This is a genomic window from Mycetocola sp. TRD_SC_2 (genome assembly GCF_055361225.1).
In genome coordinates, this window is record NZ_CM143954.1 from 1,558,246 (window position 1) to 1,581,954 (window position 23,709).

Sequence of the window (23,709 nt, forward strand, 5' to 3'; positions counted from 1 at the left end):
CTCCGCGATTCCTGGTGAATCGCGGAGGGGTGCCGTTGTGATAATGCTGGTTAGACGAGGCTCCGCAGGACGTACTGCAGGATGCCGCCGTTGCGGTAGTAGTCCGCTTCACCGGGGGTGTCGATGCGGACGACCGCGTCGAACTCCACGGTGGCCTTGCCCTCTGCCGAGTGCTCGGTCGGTTCGGCGACGACGTGGACCGTCTTCGGCGCTGTGCCCTCGTTGAGCGCGTCGAGTCCGGTGATGCTGATGAACTCGCTGCCGTCGAGGCCGAGGCTCTCCCAGCTCTCTCCTGCGGGGAACTGCAGCGGCACGACTCCCATTCCGATGAGGTTCGAGCGGTGGATCCGCTCGAAGCTCTCGGTGATAACGGCCTTCACTCCGAGGAGGCTCGTGCCCTTCGCCGCCCAGTCACGCGACGAACCGGAGCCGTACTCCTTGCCGCCGAGGATCACCAGCGGTGTTCCCTGCGCCTGGTAGTTCTGCGAGGCGTCGTAGATGAACGACTGCGGAGCATCCGGCTGGGTGAAGTCGCGGGTGTAGCCACCCTCGACGCCATCGAGCAGCTGGTTCTTCAGACGGATGTTCGCGAACGTGCCGCGGATCATGACTTCGTGGTTTCCGCGGCGTGAGCCGTAGGAGTTGAAGTCCTTGCGGTCGATGCCGTGGTCGGTCAGGTAGTGGCCTGCCGGGCTGTCGGCCTTGATGGAACCTGCCGGGCTGATGTGGTCGGTGGTGACGGAATCGCCGAGCTTCGCGAGGACGCGGGCACCGGTGATGTTCGCCACGGGAGTGGTCTCCATCGTCATGCCCTCGAAGTACGGGGGCTTCCGCACGTAGGTCGACTCAGGATCCCAGTCGAACGTGTTGCCTGCCGGGGTCGGGAGTGAACGCCAGCGCTCGTCGCCTTCGAAGACCGATGCATACTCGTGCGTGAACATCTCGGTGTCGATGGAGGTGTCGATGGTGTCCTGCACCTCTGCAGCATCCGGCCAGATGTCCTTGAGGAACACGTCGTTGCCGTCCTGGTCCTTGCCCAGGGCATCCGTCTCGAAGTCGAAGTTCATCGACCCGGCGAGGGCGTATGCGATGACGAGCGGCGGGCTCGCAAGGTAGTTCATCTTGACGTCCGGGTTGATCCGGCCCTCGAAGTTACGGTTTCCAGAGAGAACCGCCGTGACGGCGAGGTCGTTCTCATTGATCGCCGTCGACACTTCTTCGATCAGCGGACCGGAGTTACCGATGCAGGTGGTGCAGCCGTAGCCGACGGTGTGGAAGCCGAGCGACTCGAGGTCGTCGGTGAGGCCGGCCTTCGCGTAGTAGTCGGTGACAACCTTCGACCCGGGAGCGAGAGTGGTCTTAACCCACGGCTTCGAGGTCAGGCCCTTCTTCGCGGCGTTACGGGCGAGCAGGCCGGCAGCGAGCATGACAGACGGGTTCGACGTGTTGGTGCACGACGTGATCGCCGCGATGGTCACAGCGCCGTGGTCGAGTGTGAACCTCTGGCCGTCTTCAAGCGTGACCTCGGTCGGCTTGGAGACAGCCTCGGGCGCGTGGCTCCTGTGGGAGTGCGTGTGGCTGTTGTGCTCGCTCTCCGGGGTGTTTCCGGGCGGGTCCGAAGCCGGGAACGACTCGGAGGTCTCGAGGTCGACGAGGTCGTGCTCGACCGTGGCGTAGTTGACGAGGTCCGACTCGAACTGGCTCTTCGCGAGGGTCAGCTCGATGCGGTCCTGCGGACGCTTCGGGCCGGCGATCGACGGGACGACGGTCGACAGGTCGAGCTCGAGGTACTCGCTGAAGTTCGGCTCGACGGCCGGGTCGTGCCAGAGCCCCTGAGTCTTCGAGTACTCCTCGACGAGCTTGACCTGCTCTTCGCTGCGGCCGGTGAGCCGGAGGTACCCAAGGGTGACGTCGTCGATGGGGAACATGGCGGCGGTGGAGCCGAACTCGGGGCTCATGTTTCCGATGGTGGCGCGGTTCGCGAGGGGAACCTCGGCGACGCCCTCACCGTAGAACTCGACGAACTTGCCCACGACACCGTGCTGACGCAGCTTCTGGGTAATGGTGAGAACGACGTCGGTTGCCGTGACGCCGGTCGGGATGGAGCCGGAGAGCTTGAAGCCGACGACCTTCGGAATGAGCATGGAGACGGGCTGGCCGAGCATGGCAGCCTCGGCCTCGATTCCGCCGACGCCCCAACCGAGCACACCGAGGCCGTTGACCATCGTGGTGTGGGAGTCGGTTCCGACCAGGGTGTCCGGGTAGGCCTGGAGGGCGCCGTTCACGGTACGCGTGTAGGTGACGCGGGCCAGGTACTCGATGTTGACCTGGTGCACGATGCCGGTTCCCGGCGGGACGACCTTGAAGTCCTCGAACGCGGTCTGGCCCCAGCGGAGGAACTGGTAGCGCTCACCGTTGCGCTCGTATTCGATCTCGACGTTGCGCTGCAGGGCGTCCTCGGTGCCGAAGAGGTCGGCGATGACCGAGTGGTCGATCACGAGCTCAGCCGGAGCGAGCGGGTTGATCTTGGTCGGGTCTCCCCCAAGCTCGGCGACGGCCTCGCGCATGGTGGCGAGGTCGACGATGCAGGGCACGCCGGTGAAGTCCTGCATGACCACGCGCGCGGGAGTGAACTGGATCTCCGTGTCGGGGTCTGCGCTGGGAACCCAGCCGGCGAGCTTCTGGATCTGCTCAGCCGTGACGTTCTTGCCATCTTCGGTGCGCAGGAGGTTCTCGAGCAGCACCTTGAGGCTGAATGGGAGTTTCGCGGAGCCTTCGACGGCGTCAAGCCGGAAGATCTCGTAGTCGGTGCCCCCGACCGAGAGTGTTTGTTTCGCCCCAAAGCTGTTTACGGTAGACACTGGCCTTCTCCTTCGTTGGCACAGGCACTAACACGCCTGCCATAGGTCAATAGTGGTTTCCCGACCCCGTGCATGGCTAGCAAGGCGAACCTAACCAGCCACGTCGCATCCGCCGGGGAAACCGACCCGATTTATCTTGATGTCGAGATAACTCTATCAGGCCTCGGCGGGGATCTTCCTGTAGACCGCGCGGACGACGAGCCAGGTCAGGATCAACAGCGGCGCGTACAGCGGGATGCCCATGATCAGCTTGGTCGCCGCGAGCCATTCGACGTTTCCGGCGAGGTAAAGCGGAAGCTGCACCGCGAGCCGCAGGAGGAACATGCCCGCCCAGCAGAGGGTGAGGATCGCGAACACGCGGCGCTTGGTCGCGTTGCGCTTCCAGGCCGTTCCCTCGTTCATCAGGTAGCCGGCGATCAACCCCACGACCGGCCAGCGAACGGCGATCGAGATCAGGAGGGCTGCGGCATACACACCGTTCGTGACGAAACCAAGCACGAAGTTGTCTTCGGGCCGGTTGGTCAGCAGGGCAAGAGCGGCTGATGCTCCTGCCGCGATGAGTCCGCCGAGAGCAGACGACACCGGGGTCTTCTGTATGAGTCGAAGGACGGTGAAGACCGCGGCGACGCCCACCGAGATTCCGAGCGCGAGCGGAAGATTCTGGTCGATCGTGTAGACAACCAGGAAGAGAAGGCCGGGAAGGACCGCTTCAAATATTCCCCGGATGCCGCCCATTGCCTCGAGCAGGACCTTCCCGTTGGGCTGGTCCGCCTGGGCGAGAGCACCGAGCCCCGACCGTGCAGCTGCGCTTCCGAGCGCCTGCGCGATCGCGTCCGCCGTCTCAGGCTCGCTGGTGTTCTCTGGTTCGCTGGTGTTCTCTGGTTCGCTGGGTGCGCTCATCGCGCGATCAGGCGGTGGGAGTCGCGGATGCAGGCATCTTCAGCGGAATCAGGTCGCGGGGAGGCATGGGAGAGGTTCCGCGCACCACGACGATGCTACGGAAGAGATCCTCCACCTTGGCTGCGGCTTCAGAATTCGTTGCTCCCTCACCCGCGATGACACCGCGGAGGAACCAGCGGGGGCCGTCGACTCCGACGAACCGAGCGATGCGCGTTCCCGCGGCGCCGTCCGTTCCCTGCACGACGGGAACTTCTGCGACGAGTTCGGGTCCGAAGACGCCCTCCCGCTCGGTGGCGGTTCCGCCCTGCTTGGCGATCTGTTCCTGGATCTGGACGCGCGTTTCGTTCCAGAGGCCGGTGCTGCGAGGAGCCGCGAACGGCTGGACCTGCAGTGTGGAGCCGGCGTAGTCGAGACCGACGGCGACGATGCGTTTGGTGCTCTCCTCGATCTCGAGACGGAGGTTGAGCCCCTCACGCGGCAGGATCTTGACCCCGCCGAGGTCGATGTACGGGCGGACGGAGTTAGCCTCGGCCTCATCGAGCGGGCCTTCGGTCTCGCGGTCCTCTGGGGCTGACTTGGACAGGTCGGTGCCCAGCTCTTCCGGCTCGACCGTGTCGAGCTCGGCGTCGGAATCGACAGCCTCGATGTCGGTCTTGGCGGCCGACTCGGCGAGGTCGATCTCGTCCTGCTTCTTCTGCTTGCTCTTTCTGCTCATGTCTGGGGTCCTGTCTTCGAAGTGGTGTAGCCGGTGGAGCCGAAGCCGCCCTCGCCGCGGAGGCTGCCCGGCAGGGTCTCGACCGGCACGAATCGTGCCTTGCTGACCGGCATCACGATCATCTGGGCGATCCGGTCGCCCGGTGCGATCTCGTACGGGTTCGACTTATCGGTGTTGAGGAGTGTGACCTTGATCTCGCCCCGGTATCCCGCGTCAACTGTGCCTGGCGCGTTCACAACGGTGATCCCGTGCTTGGCAGCGAGACCCGACCGTGGGACGACGAAGGCGACATAGCCGTCCGGGAGCGCGATCGAGACGCCGGTGCCGATCACGGCACGTTCCCCGGGAGCGAGAGTGACGGCATCCGTCGAGATGAGGTCAGCTCCAGCGTCGCCGGGGTGGGAGTACACGGGCAGCTCGGGGGCGATAATGAGTACGTCAACGCTTTCGATCACGTGTCGAGGGTAGTGCAGAAGTATGAATGAGATGAGCCCATGACCCGATATCGCGAACGTTTGTGGCCTGCACCCTGGCTCCTGATCGCTGCGGCGCTCGTGATCCCGGCGAGCATGCTGGTGCTTGCCCCGATCTCGGTGTTCGCCGGTATCGTCACGGCCGTCATCCTGTATGGCGGTTGTATCGCCCTGTTCGTTCTCGGCGCTCCCACGATCGAGGTCGACGAGCGGATGCTCCGCGCGGGTCGCGCACGCATCTCGCTCGATCTGATCGGATCCTCCCAGGCGTTTACCGGCGAGGAGGCGCGGCAGGAACGCGGCCCCCGGCTCGACGCTCGGGCATGGCTGATGATTCGCGGATCCATCGACGGCGTCGTGCGGGTGGAGCTGAACGACCCGGCTGATCCGACGCCATACTGGCTGGTTTCGACGCGGCACCCAACAGAACTGGCCGCCGCGATCCAGGGATCACGACGGCCAGCTGATGCTTCAGGGAATCGTTAAGCTGCGCACTCCGCGCACACGGGGCCAAGCTTCGATTCGTGGTCGATCTGCGACCGGTGCTTCACGAGGAAGCAGCTCACACAGGTGAACTCGTCAGCCTGCGGCGGCAGCACAACGACGTCGAGGTCGAGATCCGAGAGGTCAGCTCCCGGGAGGTCGAAACCACCGGGGTTGTCGGCGTCTTCGGCGTCGACGGATCCGGACAGTTTGTCCGGCACGCGCTCCTTGAGGGCCTCGATCGACTCTGAATCATCGTCGGTCTTGCGGGGGGCGTCGTAGTCCGTTGCCATGTCCATCCACTTCTAATGTTGTCAGCCGCTCGCTGTGCGGCGGCGACAGTTTGCATGATTCCCACCTGAATAGCAAACCGGAACTGGTTCGCTCGAGGTTCCGCAAAGCAGAACCCACGGCACGCCCACGGTATTCCCACCAATTCGGGCAAGCCGTGGCACGATTTGAGGAACAAATCACAGCCTGAGAGGCAGTTGATCATGCACGACTTGAAAGTCATTGGCGTCGAGGACGGCGCGCTTATCGCGGCGACGGAAAATGGAGAGCGTTTCCGGCTCCTCATCGACGACGTGCTGCAGTCGCACGTGCGTCGCAGCCGCCAGGAGCCGACGAACGGTCCGAAACCGAGCCCGCGCGAGGTACAGGCACACATCCGCTCCGGCCTGTCCGCCGAAGAGGTCGCGAGCCTCACCGGCGCTGATCTGGAGTACATCCAGCGTTTCGAGGGGCCGGTGCTCGCCGAACGCGAACACATCGTCGGCGCAGCCCTGAGTGTCCACGTCCTCACGGCGATCGAACCGGCGAGTGACGAGGACGACTCCACCTTCGGAGCAGCAATCCGTGCGCGACTCGAGTCGCTCGGTGCCAGCGAAGAACGCTGGACCAGCTGGAAGGAAGCAGGCGGCGGCTGGACGGTCAAGCTGTCCTTCACCGCAGCGAACGTCGACCATGACGCCCGCTGGAGCTTCGAACCCAAGAAGCAGGCCCTCGCCCCGCTCAATGGCGAAGCCGTCACGCTGTCGAAGCAGGGCGAGTTGCCAACGGCGCTCATCCCCCGCCTCCGTGCGGTCGAGCGCGACGACGCACACCCCGACGAGAGCCGGTTCGACAGCGGTGCGTTCAACTTCCGCACCACGGACGACAGTGGTGATGTTGCCCCGCACATCGAGATCCTGACGCGTCCTCAGTCGTCGTCGAAGGCGGCTGCTGCTGCGGCGATCAACCGCGCCGAGGACGCAGGCGGGCAGTCCAACCAGACCGCCGACCTGCTCGAGGCGCTTCGCAAACGCCGTGGAGAACGCGAGTCAGCTCACCGCCCCGATGAGGAGTCCCGATCGGCTCCACGGCTCGTTGACGTGCCGCTGGAGATCGATGGCATCGGTGACGACCTGCCCACTCCCGCTCCGATCGAACCGTCATCGGTTACCAGGCCCAAGCGTGGCCGTGCAGCGATGCCGTCATGGGACGAGATCGTGTTCGGCGCCAAGTCCGAGGACGACTGATCCGCTGATGCGCTGATGCGCTGATCGAGCTTGTCTACGTTGATCGAGCTTGTCGAGATCCCAGTAGTGGCCCAAAAACCGGGCTTTTTGGGGCCACTACTGGGATCTCGATCGTGTCAGCGTTCGAATGCCCCGAGGCGCACGAGCGGGACAATGCGCTCGTCGGCGGTGAGAGACCCGTGCTGCCCGATCATGTTACGGGCGGTCTGATCCGCCGGCCGCGAGTCGTAGTAGACGATGCGCTTGCGCGCGGCGACGATCACGTCACCGATGCGGGACAGGACCTCGGGACGCACGGTTCCGAACAGGCCGTTGGCGACAGCATCCTGCCGTGACGCCACCCACGCCCGCTCACCCTCGCTCTGCTCCCATACCGTCGCCAGTGCGAGCCTGTCGGCATCCGTTGCTCCCGGTTCGAGGTAGAGGTGCAGGCAGCGCGGTTCTCCCCCGACGTGACGCACTCCGTGAACGAGTTCGGGAGCCTGGTCGAACAGGACCTGCGAATGCTGCGGCACGTCGACGGAGCCGTGATCGGCGGTGACGAGCACGCCGACGCGCGGCGGGAGCGTTTTGGCGAAGGACTGGACCTCGGCGTCGACGGCCTCTAGGGCGCCCAGCCACTGATCGGACTCCCAGCCGTACTGGTGCGACGCCTTGTCGAGTTCGGGAATGTAGAGGTAGGTCAGCGACGGTTCACCCGTCGCCAGGATCTTGGTTGTTGCTGCGAACCTGTCGCTCAGGCTGTTGGCGCTGCGGTAGTCCGCTCCGCGCAGCACGGCCTTCGTGAAACCGGATGACCGGAACTTCGCCGGCCCGACAGCGAAACTGCGGATGCCGCCTGCCGCGGCCCGCTCGAACACGGTCGGTTCCTGCTGCCACAGTTCGGGGACCATCCTGTCGTCCCACCCGGTGAGCTGATTGACGAGGCGGTCGTTGGCCGCGTCGAGCGTGCGATAGCCGACGAGGCCGTGCTGGCCGGGCGGAACGCCCGTGGTGAGGGTTGCGAGAGCCGCCGCCGTCGTCGTCGGGAATACCGATGTGATCGGGTCGCGGGGGCGTACGGCGAGGTACCGGGCGTGCCCGGCACGCGCTGACAGCTGCGATCGCCCGAGCCCGTCGACGACGATGACGACGACGGAGCGCGCGGGCGGCAGGTCGAGAGTGTTGGATTCGCCTGCCAGTGCGCTCACCGAATTCGGCAGAACATCGGCAAGGCTCCGGGCGCCGGGTTTCTCGGTGGGTAGCATGGTGGCCATCCGGGCAATTCTGGCATAACCGCGACGCGGCCGCCGATCGCCCGGTCTCCTGCCCCTTCCCCAGAAATCCCGGATGTCCCGCACACACACCCCTCCCCCGGCCGATGACTTCACCGAACGCATCGAGGATGTCGATGTCTCCGTCGAGATGCAGGGTTCGTTCCTGGAGTACGCCTACTCGGTGATTTACTCGCGGGCCCTCCCCGATGCCCGGGACGGCCTCAAGCCGGTGCAGCGTCGCATCCTGTACATGATGAGCGAGATGGGTCTCCGCCCGGAACGCGGCCACGTCAAATCCGCCCGTGTCGTCGGCGAAGTGATGGGAAAACTGCACCCGCACGGCGACTCGGCGATCTACGACACCCTCGTGCGGCTCGCCCAGCCGTTCACCCTCCGTGTGCCGCTCATCGACGGTCACGGCAATTTCGGTTCCCTCGACGACGGCCCCGCTGCCGCGAGGTACACCGAGGCGCGGCTCGACGCGGCGTCGCTCGCGATGACCGAGGGACTCGACGAGGACGTCGTCGACTTCGTTCCCAACTACGACAACCAGCTCACCCAGCCCGACGTTCTTCCTGCCGCGTTCCCGAACCTCCTCGTCAACGGCGCGAGCGGTATCGCCGTCGGCATGGCGACGAACATGGCGCCGCACAACCTCATCGAGGTCGTCGGCGCAGCCCGGCATCTGCTGTCACACCCGAACGCGACACTCGATGAGCTCATGGAATACGTTCCAGGACCCGATCTGCCGACCGGCGGAACGATCGTCGGCCTCGACGGCATCAAGGACGCGTACGCGACGGGGCGCGGCAGCTTCAAGACCCGTGCCAAGGTCAGCATCGAAAGCCTGACCGCTCGCAAGACCGGGCTCGTCGTCACCGAGTTGCCGTACCTCGTCGGGCCGGAACGCGTGATCGAGAAGATCAAGGACGGCGTCACCAACAAAAAGCTCAGCGGCATCTCGGATGTCACGGACCTCACCGACCGCAAACACGGGCTCCGGCTTGTGATCGGAATAAAGACCGGGTTCAGCCCGCAGGCAGTGCTCGAGCAGCTCTACCGCTACACGCCGCTCGAGGACGGGTTCAGTATCAACAACGTCGCCCTCGTCGGTGGCGGACCGCAGACCCTCGGGCTGCGCGAACTTCTGCAGGTGTACGTCGACCATCGCATCGAGGTCGTCACCCGTCGCTCGGCCTACCGGCTCGCGCGCCGCAAGGAACGGCTGCACCTCGTGGAGGGGCTGCTCGTCGCGATCCTCGACATCGACGAAGTCATCCAGGTCATCCGCGCCAGCGACGACAGCGACCAGGCCCGCACCAAGCTCATGGAGGTCTTCGACCTGTCGCAGCTCCAGGCGGAGTACATCCTCGAACTCCGATTGCGCCGGCTCACCAAGTTCTCGCGCGTCGAACTCGAGAGCGAGCGCGACAAGCTCATCGCCGAGATCGCCGATCTCGAACGGCTCCTCGGCAGCCAGGCCCTCATCCGCAAGCAGGTCGGTGACGAGCTCGCCGACGTCGCCGAGCGTTTCGGTACTCCGCGGCGCACCCTCCTCACCGAGGCGCGGCCGAGCATCGCGACGGCGTCGTCGAAGCGTCAGGCCGCTCAGCTCGAGGTTGCGGACACCCCGTGTCGCGTGTTCCTGAGCACGACGGGTCGTGCCGTGCGGATCGACCTCAGCGATGCCGAAGCCGTTGCCGCAGCAGATGCTCAACCCCGGGCGCGGCGGCGCAGCAAGCACGACGCTGTGCGGTCATTCCTCGACACGACGGCACGCACCGAGATCGGTGCCGTCACATCCCTCGGGCGGCTCGTCCGGTTCACCGCCGTTGACCTGCCCGTTGTTCCCGCGAACTCACTGCAGCTCGCCGCCGGCACCCGGATCGCGGACTACCTGGCGCTCCCCAACAAGGCGGAACGCATCCTCGCTCTCGTCTCACTGGAAAGCGCGGAACCCATCGCACTCGGCACGAAGCTCGGCACCGTCAAGCGGGTCACTCCCGGTGACTGGCCGAACAAGCCGGACTTCGAGCTCATCGGACTCAAGCCGTCCGACGAAGTGATCGGTGCAGCCCAGGCTCCCGACAGCACCGAACTCGTCTTCATCAGCTCGGCGGCGCAGTTGCTGCACTTCCCCGCGTCAGCTGTTCGGCCGCAGGGCCGCGCAGCGGGTGGTGTCGCCGGAATGAACCTCCCCTCAGGCGCCCACATTCTCTTCTTCGGAGCAATTGACCCGGATGCCGAGAACGTCGTCGCTACGGTGTCGGTGACATCCGCCGCCCTGCCCGGCACGGATCCCGGTCGCGTCAAGGTCTCGTTCTTCTCGGAATTCCCTGCCAAGGGGCGGGCGACCGGCGGCGTTCGCGCCCACTCGTTCCTGAAGGGCGAGGACGGGCTGTCTCTCGCCTGGGCAGGCCCGGCACCTGTGCACGCTGTCGGTCCTGACGGGTCCTCGCGGGTCCTCCCCGACGCGGGAGCGAAACGCGATGGCTCCGGAACAGCGATCGACTCCGTGATCGGTTCGTTCGGCCGCGAGATCACGACCGCCTGATCTGCGGACCCGCAATCGGTCGCGGCCGCCGGACTCATCCGGCCCGAATATCGGGCCGGAGCGAAAGAACCCGACATTCGGGACCGATGAACACCCCACGCGCCACGACAGTGCGCTTCGGTGGTCGCTAACGCACCGCAAACCGCGGTTTTACCTGCGTTTGTGACAACTGAATGCCGCGGCAGGTGCGGCGGACGGCAGACGAACCGCGGATGCCACAGGCACGCCCCGCGTCGGGTCAGGCGTCGATGCGGTCGCGGTTCAGGCGGTCCGAGCTGTCGACGATGAACTCCTTGCGCGGTGCGACTTCATTGCCCATGAGCAACTCGAACACCTGGGCCGCCTGCTCGGCGTCATTCATCTGCACGCGCCGAAGCGTGCGGTGTCTGCGGTCCATCGTCGTGGTCGCGAGCTGGTCGGCATCCATCTCTCCGAGCCCCTTGTATCGCTGGATCGGTTCCTTGTAGCGCTTGTTCGACTTCTTGAGCTTCGCGAGAAGCGCCGAAAGCTCCAGCTCGGAGTACGTGTAGATCGTCTCGTTCGGCTTCGAACCGTTGTTGATCACGACCACCCGGTGCAGCGGCGGCACAGCGGCGAACACGCGACCCTCGGTGATCATCGGCCTCATGTAGCGGAAGAACAGGGTCAGCAGCAGGGTCCGGATGTGGGCGCCGTCGACATCCGCATCGCTCATGATGATGACCTTGCCATAACGCGCCGTTGAAATGTCGAAACTGCGGCCCGAGCCTGCCCCGATCACCTGGATGATGGCCGCGCACTCCGCGTTCGAGAGCATGTCGGAGACGGATGCCTTCTGCACGTTGAGAATCTTGCCGCGAATCGGCAGCAGCGCCTGGAACTCGCTGTCGCGCGCGTTCTTCGCCGTGCCGAGCGCCGAGTCCCCCTCGACGATCATGAGCTCACTGTTGGCGACATCGTTGCTGCGGCAGTCGACGAGCTTCGCGGGGAGGGATGAGCTCTCGAGCGCGTTCTTGCGCCGCTGGGTTTCCTTATGGGCACGGGCCGAGATGCGGGACTTCATCTCGGAGACGACCTTGTCGAGCACGAGCGAGGTTTGAGCCTTGTCGTCGCGCTTACTCGAGCTGAAGCGCTCCTTGAGAGCCTTCGTCACCACACTCGCGACGATGCTGCGCGCCGCCGGGGTTCCGAGGATCTCCTTGGTCTGCCCCTCGAACTGCGGCTCGGGCAGCCGCACCGTCAGCACGGCGGTCAGGCCGGCAAGCACGTCGTCCTTCTCGAGCTTGTCCGACCCCGCCTTGAGCCGGCGGGCGTTCTGCTCCACCTGCTGCCGCAGGTGCTTGAGGAGTGCCTGCTCGAAGCCGAGCTGGTGGGTTCCACCCTTCGGCGTTGCGATGATGTTCACGAAGCTCTTCGTGATGGTGTCGTACCCGGTCCCCCATCGCAACGCAATGTCGACCTCACAGGTCCGCTCGAGTTCCGTCGCGAGCATCGCACCCGACTCGCTCAGCACGGGCACCGTCTCGGTGAACGTGCCGCTGCCGGTGAGGCGCCAGATGTCTGTGACCGGAGTGTCGGTCGCGAGGTGCTCGACGAATTCCGAGATGCCGCCCTCGTATTCGAAGAGGTGGGTGTCAGCATCCGCAGCCTCGCCGGCACGCCGGTCTTCGATCGTGAGCGCGAGCCCCGGGATGAGGAAAGCGGTCTGACGCGCTCGCGAGACGAGGTCCTCCAGCTGGAACGCCGCGCCCTTCGTGAAAATCTGGCGGTCAGCCCAGTAACGCACCCGTGAACCGGTGACGCCCTTCTTGACCTTGCCGACCACGCGGAGTTCACTGCCGAATTCGAACGGGGTGAACGGAGCATCCGGGCTGGGCTCGCCCGTGTCGGTGAAGATTCCTGGCTCACCGCGGTGGAACGACATCGCCCAGGTCTTGCCGTTGCGGTCGACCTCGACGTCGAGCCGCTCGCTCAAAGCGTTGACGACGGATGCTCCCACGCCGTGGAGTCCACCGGACGCCGCATACGAACCCGAGCCGAATTTTCCACCGGCGTGCAGCTTCGTGAACACCACTTCGACGCCGCTGAGCCCGGTCTTCGGTTCGATGTCGACGGGGATGCCGCGGGCCCGGTCGCGTACTTCGACGCTTCCGTCTTCGTGGAGCACGACCTCGATCCGGTCGCCGTGACCGCCGAGTGCCTCATCGACCGAGTTGTCGATGATCTCCCAGAGACAGTGCATGAGTCCGCGGGAGTCGGTGGAGCCGATGTACATTCCGGGGCGCTTGCGGACCGCCTCGAGGCCTTCGAGAACGGAAAGATGGCGTGCGGAATAGTCGGAACTCACAGTATCCAAGCCTACCGAGGAAGCGGGAAAGGGCCGGAAGTGACACGATTCCAACCCGGTCGCCGTACGCGCTGAGCGAAACGGCAGGCGGGATGGGAAGATATCCAGCCACGCGTGGTTTCATTGTGTGACAGCACATGCTCGAACACCAAGGTCAGGAGGAGCTCATGTCAACAGGAGAACACGGTACCGGACGAGTCACGAACGGTAGTGTCGACACCCTCGAGCCACAGCTGACCGCCGCAGACCGCTGCGACAGCTGCGGAGCACAGGCTTACATTCGCGTTGTGGTGAAGAGCGGCGAACTGTTGTTCTGCGCACACCACGGCAAGAAGTACGAGGAGAAGCTGTCGGCCATCGCGCACAGCTGGCACGACGAGTCGAGCCGACTCCTCAACGACCCCCGCTGACTCCTCCGGCACCAGCCAAAACTCTAAACCGCCACCTGAATGTTCGGGTGGCGGTTTTTTCGTGCGCTCGACATCGACCTTCTAGGCAAACCAACGATCGGCGGCCAGACTGGTCGCGTGAACTCAGCGCGCGATCCATGGGTGTTGCATGTCGACCTCGACCAGTTCATCGCGGCCGTCGAAGTGCTTCGACGCCCCGAACTCGCCGGCAAGCCCATCATCGTCGGCGGGCGGGGTGACCCAACCGAACGTGCCGTCGTGTCCACTGCGTCATACGAGGCTCGCGCCTTCGGCGTCGGATCCGGGATGCCGTTGCGCATCGCCGCGAGGAAAGTACCGGATGCCGTCCTGCTCCCGGTCGACGCGGAGACGTACACCGCAGCATCGCACGACGTGATGGCAACCCTGAAGGAACAGCCGGGTGCGATCGTGCAGGTGCTCGGCTGGGACGAGGCTTTCGTCGGAATCGACACGGACGACCCCGAGGCATACGCGAGAGGCATCCAGCGAGCGGTTCTCGAACACACCCGGCTGCACTGCAGCGTGGGCATCGGCGACACCCTCGTTCGCGCCAAGGTGGCCACAGGATTCGGTAAACCCCGTGGCGTGTTCCGGCTGACCGAGGCGAACTGGATCGAGGTCATGGGCGACAAACCGACGATCGATCTCTGGGGTGTGGGCTCCAAAGTATCCCGGCGCCTTGCCAGCCTCGGGATCACGACGGTGGCCGAACTCGCGGCAGCGGACGTCGAGCCCCTGACCGCCGAGTTCGGACCCAAGATGGGGCCGTGGTACGGCCAGCTCGGGCGGGGCGACGGCGCGCGGGAGGTCGATGACACCCCGTGGGTGGCTCGCGGACACAGTCGGGAGACGACGTACCAGACCGACCTCGTGACATCCGCTGAGGTCGAAGAAGCGGTGCGCGAACTCGTCGCCAGGGTCCAGGGAGACGTCGATGCCGAAGCCCGGGCGGTGGTCGGCCTGACGCTCAAGGTCCGGTACGCCCCGTTCACGACCAAGGTCTTCACGAAGAAAATCCCGGAAACCACGGATGCCGGTGTCGTCCTCAAGTGGGCTCTGGAACTCGTCGGCAGAATCGAGGAGGACCGGCCGATCCGTCTGCTGGGCTTCCGCGCCGAGATGGCGATGCCCGATGACGCACGCGGAGGACACACGCCGACCCGCAGCGGCTGGTGAGGTCGGCACCGACGAAGAAGCCGCCACCCGGAACCGGGAGGCGGCTTCTTTCGCACGGGGGCTTCGGTCAGGACGGAAGCTTCGCGATGAGGATGTTGCGCGCGAGGTCGACGACCTGGTCGAGATCTGCGTGCGCAGGTCCCGGCTGGTAGGACAGTCCGGCTCGCTCGGCTGCGATGGTGATCAGCGCGTCGGCGACCGTCGGGTTCAGAACGAGGAACGGTCCGTGACAGTGCGTGCCGATGCTGTTGTGCACGCGTGCCCCGTCGGTACCGTCACCATTGCCGAAACCGTTGCGGACCCGTCCAAGGGCCTTCTGGTCCGGCCGCCCGGTGTACACCGACGTGTGGTTCTCGGTGCCGATGATCAGTCCGAAGTCGCTGTCGAGCGCGAAGGCTTCGGTGATGATCCGCTTCGAGCTGTTGTCGACGGAACCGGCAAACACACCGGCGCCGGGGATCACTTCGGTCGCGCTGAGCCGCACAGACGTGGAGAGGAGATGGAAGCCCGCTCCAGCACCGACGATCACGACGCCCGATTCGGACCAGGCCCGGAGGCTCGGAGCGATCCGGTCGACGTCTGCGGCGATCGATCGAACAGCGCTCGACGAGCCCGTGCCGATCAGGACGATGTCTGCCGTTTCGGGGAGCTCATCTCCGGCCGAGTAGCTGAGCTCCTCGATTTCGAGACCGGCAAGACGCATCCGGCGCACGAGCGCGGTGCGGTTACCGACATCGCCGTTGAGCGACAGGTCTGCCGGGTACAGTTCGAGAACACGAACACTCATGCCGCACCCGCTTCCAGGTCCTTGTAGCCGAGGTAACGGCGAGTGGCCATCATCTGGTCGTAGTCGAGGAAGAACGTGTGCTTGCCGCTCTCGGGCCGCGGGCCATCGAGCATTTTCTGAACCGCCTTCGTGACGTCGGGTTCGATGACTCCGAAGTCCTTGCCCTCGTAGGCGAGGCGCAGCGCGACGAACGCACCCTTCGGCCCGGAGATGACGTCGACGTGGTCGAGCTTGCTGAGGTCGGCTGCGTACAGCCAGGACGGGTCCTTGCTCGACTCGTCATAGGCGAAGAGCACCGAATCCGGCGTTCCCTCGAGGTAGTCGAGGTTGAGCTGCAGGCTCGCGAGGTTCTTGAGCATGAGGATCTCGATCTCGCGCCCGTTGACGTGCAGGATCTCGCCGCGGCCGTAGACGGTTTTCGTCGTCTGGACGGCGGATACTGCCTTCGCGATGTCGAATCGGTCCCCGAGATTGCGTGCGGCAAGCGTGAACGCGGCGGCGATGTCGACGGCGTAATGGATGCCGCGTGACGGCATCCGCACATCGTGGACGGTTCCACCGAAGCTGATTTTCGCGTCGTATCCGTCAGCCTGCACGACCTCGGCGACCGCGGGTCGGAGCGCTGTGGCCGCGGCTCCCGAAAAGTCGCGAGCCGATACCTGCCCGTGGGGTGCTGATGCCTGGACTTCGGGAGTGACACCGAAGTATTCGACGGCAAGCCTGCCCTCGGCTTCGAGTTCGGTTCCCAGCGTTCCGAGGAAGTTGTCGTCGCGGTTCAGCACGATCGACGAGCCGATCTCGGCCGCGATCCCCCGGAACATCGCAGCAACCTTGTCTGGTTCGCCGAAACGGTAGATCTGGTCGACGAGGAGGTTGAGGATGACCGCGGTCTCCGGCTTGAGCTGCCGGGCAATGACGGCACCGTAGCCTTCATCGATTTCGAGGATCGCGATGTCGGCATCCATCCGGCCGGTGAGCGACGTCTCCGCGAGGATCGCCGAAGCGATGCCCTGCGGCATGTTGGCACCGGACGGGTTCGTGAACACCTTGAGCCCGTGCTCGCGCATGACAGCGGAGAGCAGGTTCGTCGTCGTGGACTTTCCATTGGAGCCGAGAACGAAGACGACGCCGTACGGAAGCTGCGACGCGACATCGCGCATCACGTTCGGAGCAAGCTTCTGTACGACCACCCCTGGCAGTGCGCTCCCGCCGCCGCGCAGACGCGTCGCGAAACGCGTCAGGCGGCCAGCGAGAATCGGGAGGACATAGTGCAGGCCGGTCGATTTACTCAAGGTAGTCCCGGAGCGACTGCGACCGTGACGGGTGACGAAGCTTCGCCATCGTCTTCGACTCGATCTGGCGGATGCGCTCTCGCGTCACGCCGAACGTGTCACCGATCTGGTCGAGGGTCTTCGGCATGCCGTCGCCAAGGCCGAAGCGCATCCGGATGACGCCGGCTTCGCGCTCACTGAGCGAGTCGAGCAGGCTCTCGAGTTGCTTCTGCAGCATCGTGAACCCGACAGCGTCGGCGGGAACAACAGCCTCGGTGTCCTCGATGAGGTCACCGAACTCGCTGTCTCCGTCTTCGCCGAGAGGTGTGTGCAGGGAGATCGGCTCGCGTCCGTACTTCTGGACCTCGATGACCTTCTCAGGGGTCATGTCGAGTTCACGGCTGAGCTCCTCGGGCGTCGGCTCGCGGCCGAGGTCCTGGAGCATCTGCCGCTGGACGCGGGCAAGCTTGTTGATGACCTCGACCATGTGCACCGGGATGCGGATGGTGCGGGCCTGGTCGGCCATTGCGCGCGTGATCGCCTGACGGATCCACCAGGTTGCATACGTGGAGAACTTGAAGCCCTTGGTGTAGTCGAACTTCTCGACCGCACGGATAAGACCGAGGTTTCCCTCCTGAATCAGGTCGAGGAACTGCATTCCGCGGCCGGTGTACCGCTTCGCGAGCGACACGACGAGTCGGAGGTTGGCGCCGAGCAGGTGGCTCTTCGCCCGTGCACCGTCCTTCGCGACCCACTGGAGTTCGCGGCCGAGCTGCGTGCGCTTCTCGGTGTCGTCCATCTGCGAGAGCTTGTCTTCGGCGAACAGGCCGGCCTCGATGCGCATCGCGAGTTCGACCTCTTCGGCCGCGTTGAGCAGCGCGACCTTTCCGATCTGCTTGAGGTAGTCCTTGACGGGGTCGGCGGTCGCGCCGGTGATCGCAGAGGAGTAGACGGGGACTTCGTCCTCGTCGTCGACGAGCGAGAGCACGAGCGCGCCCTGGGGAAGGGCTTCGACCTCCGCCGCCTTCTTCTTGCGGGCTTCCTCAGCCTCTTCGCGCTCGGCGTCGGTCTGGTCGACGTGAACCTCTTCGGGCTCGTCCGTCTTCTTCTTGGCCGCGGCGCGCTTGGCGGGCGCCTTCGCGGCTGGAGCCTTTGCGGCTGCTTCAGCCTTCTTCGCTGCTGCCGTCTTCGTCTTCGCCGCCGCGGTCTTCGCTGGCGCCTTCTTGGCCGGAGCCTTGGTCGTGGTCGCCGGAGCCTTCTCCGCGACCGCTGTTTCTGTTGCGGCCTTCGTTGCCGTCTTCTTGTCTTCCGTTGCCGAAGTTTGTGCGGCCTTGCTGGCCATAGGAGCACCTTTCAGTCCCGGGAGCGTGTTTGTCACGGACACCCGCTCGTGGGCCCAGATTGTTTTCGGACATTACTAAGACCCATGTCAAGCCCTGGCGCTTGGAACGCGTCGGAAGACACGGCCTGCACGGACTTGAACGGGTCCTTAGTCCACATTATGTCACGGTTTGCTGGGAGATCTTTCCATTCGCCCATTCGCCGTCAGCGGCGACGGCGTCGAATTGCCTCGAGAGCTGCAACCCAGAGGGGACCCACCTGTATTCCCTCTTCCTCGACGATACGCCTGCGGGTCCGGCGCCGGGCGATCATGAGCATCACCACGCCGAATCCGATCACGAGGTACTGCACAAGGAAGGCCACCCGGAACGACTCCAGGGTGTACAGCTCTGCCGGTGCGGTTCCCGCCGGTGCCTGGGAGTCGAGGATGAGACCGATGAGGAACATCATCACGAAACTGGCGAGGAACCCGCCGACATTCACCACACCATTAGCCGATCCGAGAACCCGAACGGGATTGAACGTTCGCGCGAAGTCGAATCCGATGAGCGAGCCGGGCCCGCCTGCACCGAGCACGACGAGCAGCAGCACGAGCACCCAGAACGGCGGCGTACCCGGCCAGAGGAGCAGCAGCGTCCACGCCGCTCCGATCGCGGCAACGATCCCGAGCACGAGATTGCTCCTGCGGTACGGATAGCGCGCGGAAAGAATCCCGAGGAGCGGCCCGATGACAACACCCGATGCGACGATGACGAGGAGCATGGACGCCGCTGTCGTCTCCGACAATCCCAGCGCATAAACCATGAAGGGATAGCCCCACAGAAGAGCGAACACGGTCCCGGATGACTGCGTCACATAGTGCGACCAGAAACCGAGCCGGGTGCCCGGCCGTCGAAAGCTGGCCTTGAGTGAGCCGAGCGCCTCACCGAAGCTCTCGGCGCGATCGGCACCGGCAGTCCCTGCCGGATGGTCCCGGATGACGGCGAGAGCGAGCACGAGGGCAAGAGCGACGAACGACGCAGCAGCGACAAAGGCGGGCGTCCAGCCAAGCGCACTCAGGAGCCACGCGAAGGGAATCGCCGAAAGGATTTGACCGGCCTGGCCGAGGTTTCCCATCCATTGCGACAGCTGGGGGACGACGGGGCCGGAGAACCAGGATGTGACCAGTCGCATCACCGAGACGAAGATCGCGGCATCGCCGGCGCCGACGAGAATTCGTCCGAGGACGGCGATCGAGATCGATGGGGCAAAGGCAAGCACGAGTTGCCCGGCAACGAGCAAGGCGAGCCCACCGGCAATCAGGACGCGAGGACCGAGCCTGTCGATGAGAACACCGACAGGGACCTGCATTGCCGCGTAGACGACCAGTTGCAGCACGGCGAGTGTCGATAACGCGGATGCCGTTGCGTCGAACCGATCGACAGCGCTGACGCCGGCGACGCCGAGTGTCGATCGCTGCATGACGGCCGCAACGTAGGCGAGGACCCCGACCCAGAACACGAGCCAGGACTTCGCGGAATTCATGCTCTCAGTTTAGAGGGGCGCTATTCTCCCGAACTCGGCGGGGAACTGCTGTCGTCAGGGCCCTTGCGGCCCGCGAGGAACTTCTCCAGTTCCGCTGCAATCTCGTCGGCAGACGGAAGCGTGCCGTCGGAGTCCATGAGCGGCGATTTGAGGGCGCTTCCCTCCATGTAGATGTCGTACCGCTCCTCGAGCGTGCCGACGAGCCGCTTGAGCTCTTCGTTGCCGCCGACCTGTTCGTCGATACGTGACACGAATTCGCGACCTTCCTCCCGCAGCTCATCGGTCGGGAGGATGAGTCCGGTCGCGGCGCTGATGCTGTCGATCGCCGCGATGGCCGCGGTCGGGAACTCCGTGTCAGCGAGGTAGTGGGGAATGAGGAGCGCGAATCCGGCGACCCCTGAGCCCCGCTCGGTGAGGCGGTACTCGAGCAGGTGAAGCACATTCGACGGGACCTGGGTGTGCGGGCGCCACACGCTCATGGACTCGATCAGCTCCTCGCGCGTACCGCTCACCGTCACACCGATCGGTCGGGTGTGTGGGACGGGCATCGGGATCGCGTGAACCCACGTGGTTCGGGCAACCCGGAAATGATCGATGAGGCCGATCACGTCACGGACAAACCGTTCCCAGAGGAAGTCGGGTTCGTAGCCTGTGAGAAGCAGGAACGGATGACGCAGGTCGTCGTAGGCGAGGGAGAGTTGCAGCTTCGGCGGCGAATACTCGGTCAGGTGATCCTGGTCGAAGTAGATGATCGGGCGTCTCGCCCGGTAGTCGAGCAACAGGTCGTTGTCGAAAACCGCGACCGGCTCACTCTCGAAAGCCCCACGCGAATAGTCATTGAATTGCCCGGCGGCACCGCCGGCGTCGGAGAATCCCGTCAGCGCGACGACGAGGTCGAGCCCGTCGGGCACGTCGGCGGCAGAGGCCGTCAACTCGAACAGTTCTCCGGGAAAACTCATGCTTCCACTCTAATCGGCGCGCCTGACCGGGAACCGTGACGCGCGACGCGCTCAGCGAACACGGACCGGGGTGCCGGCGGGGCAGCGTCTAGCATGAAGGGCATGTCTGTTCCCGTGCTTTCCGTGTCCACCTCCCCCGCCGTCGAGTCTTCCGTTGACGTTCTCGTCGTCGGAGCCCTGAGCTCCGGATCATCGGCCTCCCTCCACGCGGTTGGAGACTTCTCGGCGCTCGGTGAGATCCTCGACGCCATCGGTGTCAGCGGCAGCGCCGACCAGCTCGTGCGGATTCCCGCCACGATCGGGGCGGCGAAGAGCATCGCGATCATCGGTGTCGGCTCGGATGCCGATGCCGACAGTCTGCGGAATGCCGCCGGTTCCGCTGTGCGTCAGCTCGCGGGCGCCGGATCGGTCGCATTCGCGTTCCCGACGGCATCCGCCGCCGATGTTGACGCGATCCTCGAGGGCGCCGCTCTCGGCGGATACACCTTCACCGCGTACCGGAACAGCTCGCTCGATTCGACGAAGCAGGGCGTGGAATCCGTCACGGTGCACCTCGACGGCGCTCTGGGCGATGAGAACTCCTTCGACACCGCTGTCACCCGTGCCGGAGTTCTCGCCGACGCGATCGCCCAGGTCAAGGACCTGGTGAACACTCCCCCCGGAGACCTGTACCCGGCCACCCTGGCCGCCGCCGCAGAGTCCGCTGTCGCCGATCTCCCTGTCGAGGTCACGACCTGGGACGAGAAAGCGCTCGAGGCCGACGGTTTCGGCGGCATCCTCGGAGTCGGCCAGGGGTCGAGCCGGGGTCCGCGCCTCGTGAAGCTCTCCTACTCCCCCGCCGGGGCCGCCAAGCACCTCGCCCTCATCGGCAAGGGCATCACGTTCGATACCGGCGGATTGTCGCTCAAGCCGGCAGCCTCGATGGTGGGCATGAAATACGACATGACGGGAGCGGCATCCGTTCTCGGAGTTATCGTCGCTGCCGCACGCCTCGAGCTCCCGGTACGCCTCACCGCGTGGCTCTGCATCGCGGAGAACATGCCGTCCGGTACCGCTATCCGCCCGAACGACGTCCTCACCATGAAGGGCGGTCAGACGGTCGAGGTCACCAACACTGACGCCGAGGGTCGCCTGGTGATGGCCGATGGCCTCGTCGCCGCGAGCGAGGAACACCCGGATGCCATCATCGATATTGCGACTCTGACCGGCGCAGCGCTCGTCGCACTCGGCAAGCGCTACACCGGTGTGATGGGAGACGACGACCTGGTCGCCGATGTGCTCTCGGCAGCGAAGTCCGCAGGAGAGCCGATGTGGGCGATGCCGCTCCCCGCCGAGCTCCGCTCGCTGCTGCGTTCAGATGTTGCCGATCTCGCGAACGCCAAGGTCGGAAACACCGCTGGAGGAATGCTTCTGGCCGGGATATTCCTTCGCGAGTTCATCGGCAAGCAGAGCGACGATGAGGGCGCAGGAACGATTCCGTGGGCGCATCTTGACATTGCCGGTCCGGCGAACAACCCGGATGCGCCGTTCGGCTTTACTGGCGGTGGCCCAAGCGGGGTCGGTGTTCGGACTCTCGTCAAGGTGGCCGAACAGATTGGTCGCCCGTAGTAAGGTCGTAGGGGCTAGTCAGCCCCCAATCGTCGCCAGCTCGAACCCGTGTCGGCGGCTTACGCACGAACCCAGATGCACGAGGGAGAAGCTCAGTGTCGGAGCAGAATTTTGACATCGTAATCCTCGGTGGCGGAAGTGGCGGGTACGCAGCAGCACTGCGCGCATCCGAACTCGGCTTCACCGTCGGACTTGTAGAGAAGGACAAGCTCGGTGGCACTTGCCTCCACCGCGGCTGTATTCCCACCAAGGCGCTCCTGCACTCGGCCGAGGTTGCCGACGTCGCGCGGGACTCCGCGAAGTACGGCGTGAACGCCACCTTCGAGAGCATCGACATCGCCGGTGTGACCGCATACCGCGAGGGGATCGTCGCCAAGAAGTACAAGGGCCTGCAGGGCCTCATCAAGGCTCGCGGAATCACCGTCATCGAGGGCGAAGGCAAGCTCACGTCGCCGACGACCGTCCAGGTCGACGACCAGACGGTCACCGGTAAGAACGTCATCCTCGCAACGGGTTCGTACAGCCGTACACTCCCCGGTCTTGACATCGGCGGGCGCGTCATCACGAGCGAACAGGCTCTTCAGCTGGACTTCGTTCCGAAGAAGGTTGCCGTCCTCGGCGGCGGCGTCATCGGCGTCGAGTTCGCGAGTGTCTGGAAGTCGTTCGGATCTGACGTCACGATCATCGAAGCACTTCCCCACCTCGTTCCCAACGAAGACGAGGCCATGAGCAAGGGCCTCGAACGCGCGTTCCGCAAGCGTGGCATCAACTACTCGCTCGGCGTGCGCTTCCAGGGTGTGACCCAGGATGAGAATGGCGTGGTCATCACGCTTGAGAACGGCACGACGATCGAAGCTGAGCTTCTGCTCGTCGCCGTCGGACGCGGCCCGTCGACTGCCAACCTCGGCTATGAAGAGGTTGGCGTCACCATCGACCGCGGCTTTGTCATCACGAATGACCGGCTCGAGACCAACATCCCGGGGCTCTACGCCGTCGGCGACATCGTCCCCGGGCTCCAGCTCGCGCACCGCGGATTCCAGCAGGGCATCTTCGCCGTTGAGGAGATCGCCGGGCTCAAGCCCGTGCTCATCCCCGACGTCAACATCCCCAAGGTGACATACAGCGACCCGGAGGTCGCGTCCGTCGGACTCACCGAGGCGAAAGCTGCCGAAGAATACGGTGCAGACAAGATCACCTCGTATGAGTTCAACCTCGCCGGTAACGGCAAGAGCGAGATCATCGGGACCACGGGCAACGTCAAGGTCATCCGCGTCAATGACGGTCCCGTCATCGGCGTCCACATGATCGGCGCCCGCGTCGGCGAACTCATCACCGAGGGTCAGCTCGCGGTGAACTGGGAAGCGTACCCGGAGGACCTGGCTCCTCTGATCCACGCGCACCCCACGCAGAGCGAAGCGCTCGGCGAGGCCTTCCTTCACCTGGCAGGCAAGCCGCTCCACGCACTGTAGGTCGCACCCACCCGGGCGCGATCAATCTAAGCTACATACGTAAAGAACTGGTTTCAAA

Annotated in this window: 19 protein-coding genes; 7 read left to right on the forward strand and 12 right to left on the reverse strand. The window is 64.9% G+C overall.

Going from position 1 to position 23,709, the window contains the following annotated elements; translation table 11 throughout:
* Positions 1–50 precede the first annotated feature (50 nt).
* The 4 genes from acnA to dut all read right to left on the reverse strand — a co-directional run bounded on the left by acnA (position 51) and on the right by dut (position 4,931).
* Positions 51–2,861, reverse strand: coding sequence for an aconitate hydratase AcnA (gene acnA / locus ACWA1Q_RS07440; RefSeq protein WP_463756318.1), 2,811 nt, complete (start codon positions 2,859–2,861; stop codon positions 51–53).
* Between the two features lie 156 nt (positions 2,862–3,017).
* Positions 3,018–3,761, reverse strand: coding sequence for a DUF3159 domain-containing protein (locus tag ACWA1Q_RS07445; RefSeq protein WP_463756319.1), 744 nt, complete (start codon positions 3,759–3,761; stop codon positions 3,018–3,020).
* A 7-nt stretch (positions 3,762–3,768) separates the two neighbouring features.
* Positions 3,769–4,476: a DUF3710 domain-containing protein gene (locus tag ACWA1Q_RS07450; protein ID WP_463756320.1), complete on the reverse strand. Its 708-nt coding sequence runs from the start codon at positions 4,474–4,476 to the stop codon at positions 3,769–3,771.
* Positions 4,473–4,931 carry a dUTP diphosphatase gene (dut, locus tag ACWA1Q_RS07455; protein ID WP_463756322.1) on the reverse strand — a complete coding sequence of 153 codons (459 nt, stop codon included), beginning with the start codon at positions 4,929–4,931 and terminating at the stop codon, positions 4,473–4,475. The genes ACWA1Q_RS07450 and dut overlap by 4 nt, the downstream gene beginning before the upstream one ends.
* A gap of 39 nt (positions 4,932–4,970) precedes the next feature.
* Here dut and ACWA1Q_RS07460 point away from each other — a divergent pair, with 39 nt between their 5' ends.
* Positions 4,971–5,435, forward strand: a complete 465-nt coding sequence (locus tag ACWA1Q_RS07460) for a DUF3093 domain-containing protein (RefSeq protein ID WP_463756324.1) — start codon at positions 4,971–4,973, stop codon at positions 5,433–5,435.
* Here the strand turns inward: ACWA1Q_RS07460 and ACWA1Q_RS07465 are convergent.
* Positions 5,432–5,725, reverse strand: coding sequence for a DUF4193 domain-containing protein (locus ACWA1Q_RS07465; RefSeq protein ID WP_183084923.1), 294 nt, complete (start codon positions 5,723–5,725; stop codon positions 5,432–5,434). The two genes, ACWA1Q_RS07460 and ACWA1Q_RS07465, sit on opposite strands and share 4 nt — an antisense overlap.
* A 201-nt stretch (positions 5,726–5,926) precedes the next feature.
* Here ACWA1Q_RS07465 and sepH point away from each other — a divergent pair, with 201 nt between their 5' ends.
* Complete coding sequence (sepH, locus tag ACWA1Q_RS07470; RefSeq protein WP_463756326.1) at positions 5,927–6,949, forward strand: septation protein SepH; 1,023 nt, start codon at positions 5,927–5,929, stop codon at positions 6,947–6,949.
* A gap of 116 nt (positions 6,950–7,065) precedes the next feature.
* On the opposite strand, the gene ACWA1Q_RS07475 is transcribed toward sepH, so the two are convergent.
* Entirely contained in the window at positions 7,066–8,205 is a 1,140-nt protein-coding gene (locus ACWA1Q_RS07475) for an alkaline phosphatase family protein (RefSeq protein WP_463756327.1), read from the reverse strand.
* Positions 8,206–8,278: 73 nt separating this feature from the next.
* Here ACWA1Q_RS07475 and ACWA1Q_RS07480 point away from each other — a divergent pair, with 73 nt between their 5' ends.
* On the forward strand, positions 8,279–10,759 hold the full coding sequence (locus ACWA1Q_RS07480; protein WP_463756330.1) for a DNA gyrase/topoisomerase IV subunit A: 2,481 nt from the start codon (positions 8,279–8,281) through the stop codon (positions 10,757–10,759).
* A gap of 238 nt (positions 10,760–10,997) precedes the next feature.
* On the opposite strand, the gene ACWA1Q_RS07485 is transcribed toward ACWA1Q_RS07480, so the two are convergent.
* Entirely contained in the window at positions 10,998–13,085 is a 2,088-nt protein-coding gene (locus ACWA1Q_RS07485; protein WP_463756331.1) for a DNA gyrase/topoisomerase IV subunit B, read from the reverse strand.
* 167 nt (positions 13,086–13,252) lie between these two features.
* On the opposite strand from ACWA1Q_RS07485, the gene ACWA1Q_RS07490 reads away from it, so the two are divergent.
* Both ACWA1Q_RS07490 and ACWA1Q_RS07495 read left to right on the forward strand, forming a co-directional pair.
* Positions 13,253–13,495, forward strand: a complete 243-nt coding sequence (locus tag ACWA1Q_RS07490) for a DUF7455 domain-containing protein (protein WP_463756333.1) — start codon at positions 13,253–13,255, stop codon at positions 13,493–13,495.
* A 117-nt stretch (positions 13,496–13,612) separates the two neighbouring features.
* Positions 13,613–14,692, forward strand: coding sequence for a DNA polymerase IV (locus ACWA1Q_RS07495; RefSeq protein WP_463756334.1), 1,080 nt, complete (start codon positions 13,613–13,615; stop codon positions 14,690–14,692).
* A gap of 67 nt (positions 14,693–14,759) precedes the next feature.
* On the opposite strand, the gene ACWA1Q_RS07500 is transcribed toward ACWA1Q_RS07495, so the two are convergent.
* The 5 genes from ACWA1Q_RS07500 to ACWA1Q_RS07520 all read right to left on the reverse strand — a co-directional run bounded on the left by ACWA1Q_RS07500 (position 14,760) and on the right by ACWA1Q_RS07520 (position 20,574).
* On the reverse strand, positions 14,760–15,479 hold the full coding sequence (locus ACWA1Q_RS07500; protein WP_463756336.1) for a type 1 glutamine amidotransferase: 720 nt from the start codon (positions 15,477–15,479) through the stop codon (positions 14,760–14,762).
* The gene (locus tag ACWA1Q_RS07505) at positions 15,476–16,771 is read right to left on the reverse strand and encodes a Mur ligase family protein (RefSeq protein WP_463756338.1); all 1,296 of its coding nucleotides are present in this window, start codon (positions 16,769–16,771) and stop codon (positions 15,476–15,478) included. Before ACWA1Q_RS07505 ends, ACWA1Q_RS07500 begins: the two co-directional genes overlap by 4 nt.
* Positions 16,764–18,092 carry an RNA polymerase sigma factor gene (locus ACWA1Q_RS07510; RefSeq protein ID WP_463756339.1) on the reverse strand — a complete coding sequence of 443 codons (1,329 nt, stop codon included), beginning with the start codon at positions 18,090–18,092 and terminating at the stop codon, positions 16,764–16,766. The genes ACWA1Q_RS07505 and ACWA1Q_RS07510 overlap by 8 nt, the downstream gene beginning before the upstream one ends.
* A gap of 203 nt (positions 18,093–18,295) precedes the next feature.
* A complete protein-coding gene (locus ACWA1Q_RS07515; protein WP_463756341.1) occupies positions 18,296–19,615 on the reverse strand; it encodes an MFS transporter in 1,320 nt (439 codons plus the stop codon).
* Between the two features lie 20 nt (positions 19,616–19,635).
* A complete protein-coding gene (locus tag ACWA1Q_RS07520; protein ID WP_463756343.1) occupies positions 19,636–20,574 on the reverse strand; it encodes a proteasome assembly chaperone family protein in 939 nt (312 codons plus the stop codon).
* A 102-nt stretch (positions 20,575–20,676) separates the two neighbouring features.
* Between ACWA1Q_RS07520 and ACWA1Q_RS07525 the strand changes: the two genes are divergently transcribed.
* Positions 20,677–22,182 (forward strand): leucyl aminopeptidase, encoded by a 1,506-nt coding sequence (locus ACWA1Q_RS07525; protein ID WP_463756344.1) that lies wholly within the window; start codon positions 20,677–20,679, stop codon positions 22,180–22,182.
* 95 nt (positions 22,183–22,277) lie between these two features.
* Positions 22,278–23,651 carry a dihydrolipoyl dehydrogenase gene (gene lpdA, locus ACWA1Q_RS07530; RefSeq protein ID WP_463756345.1) on the forward strand — a complete coding sequence of 458 codons (1,374 nt, stop codon included), beginning with the start codon at positions 22,278–22,280 and terminating at the stop codon, positions 23,649–23,651.
* Positions 23,652–23,709 lie beyond the last annotated feature (58 nt).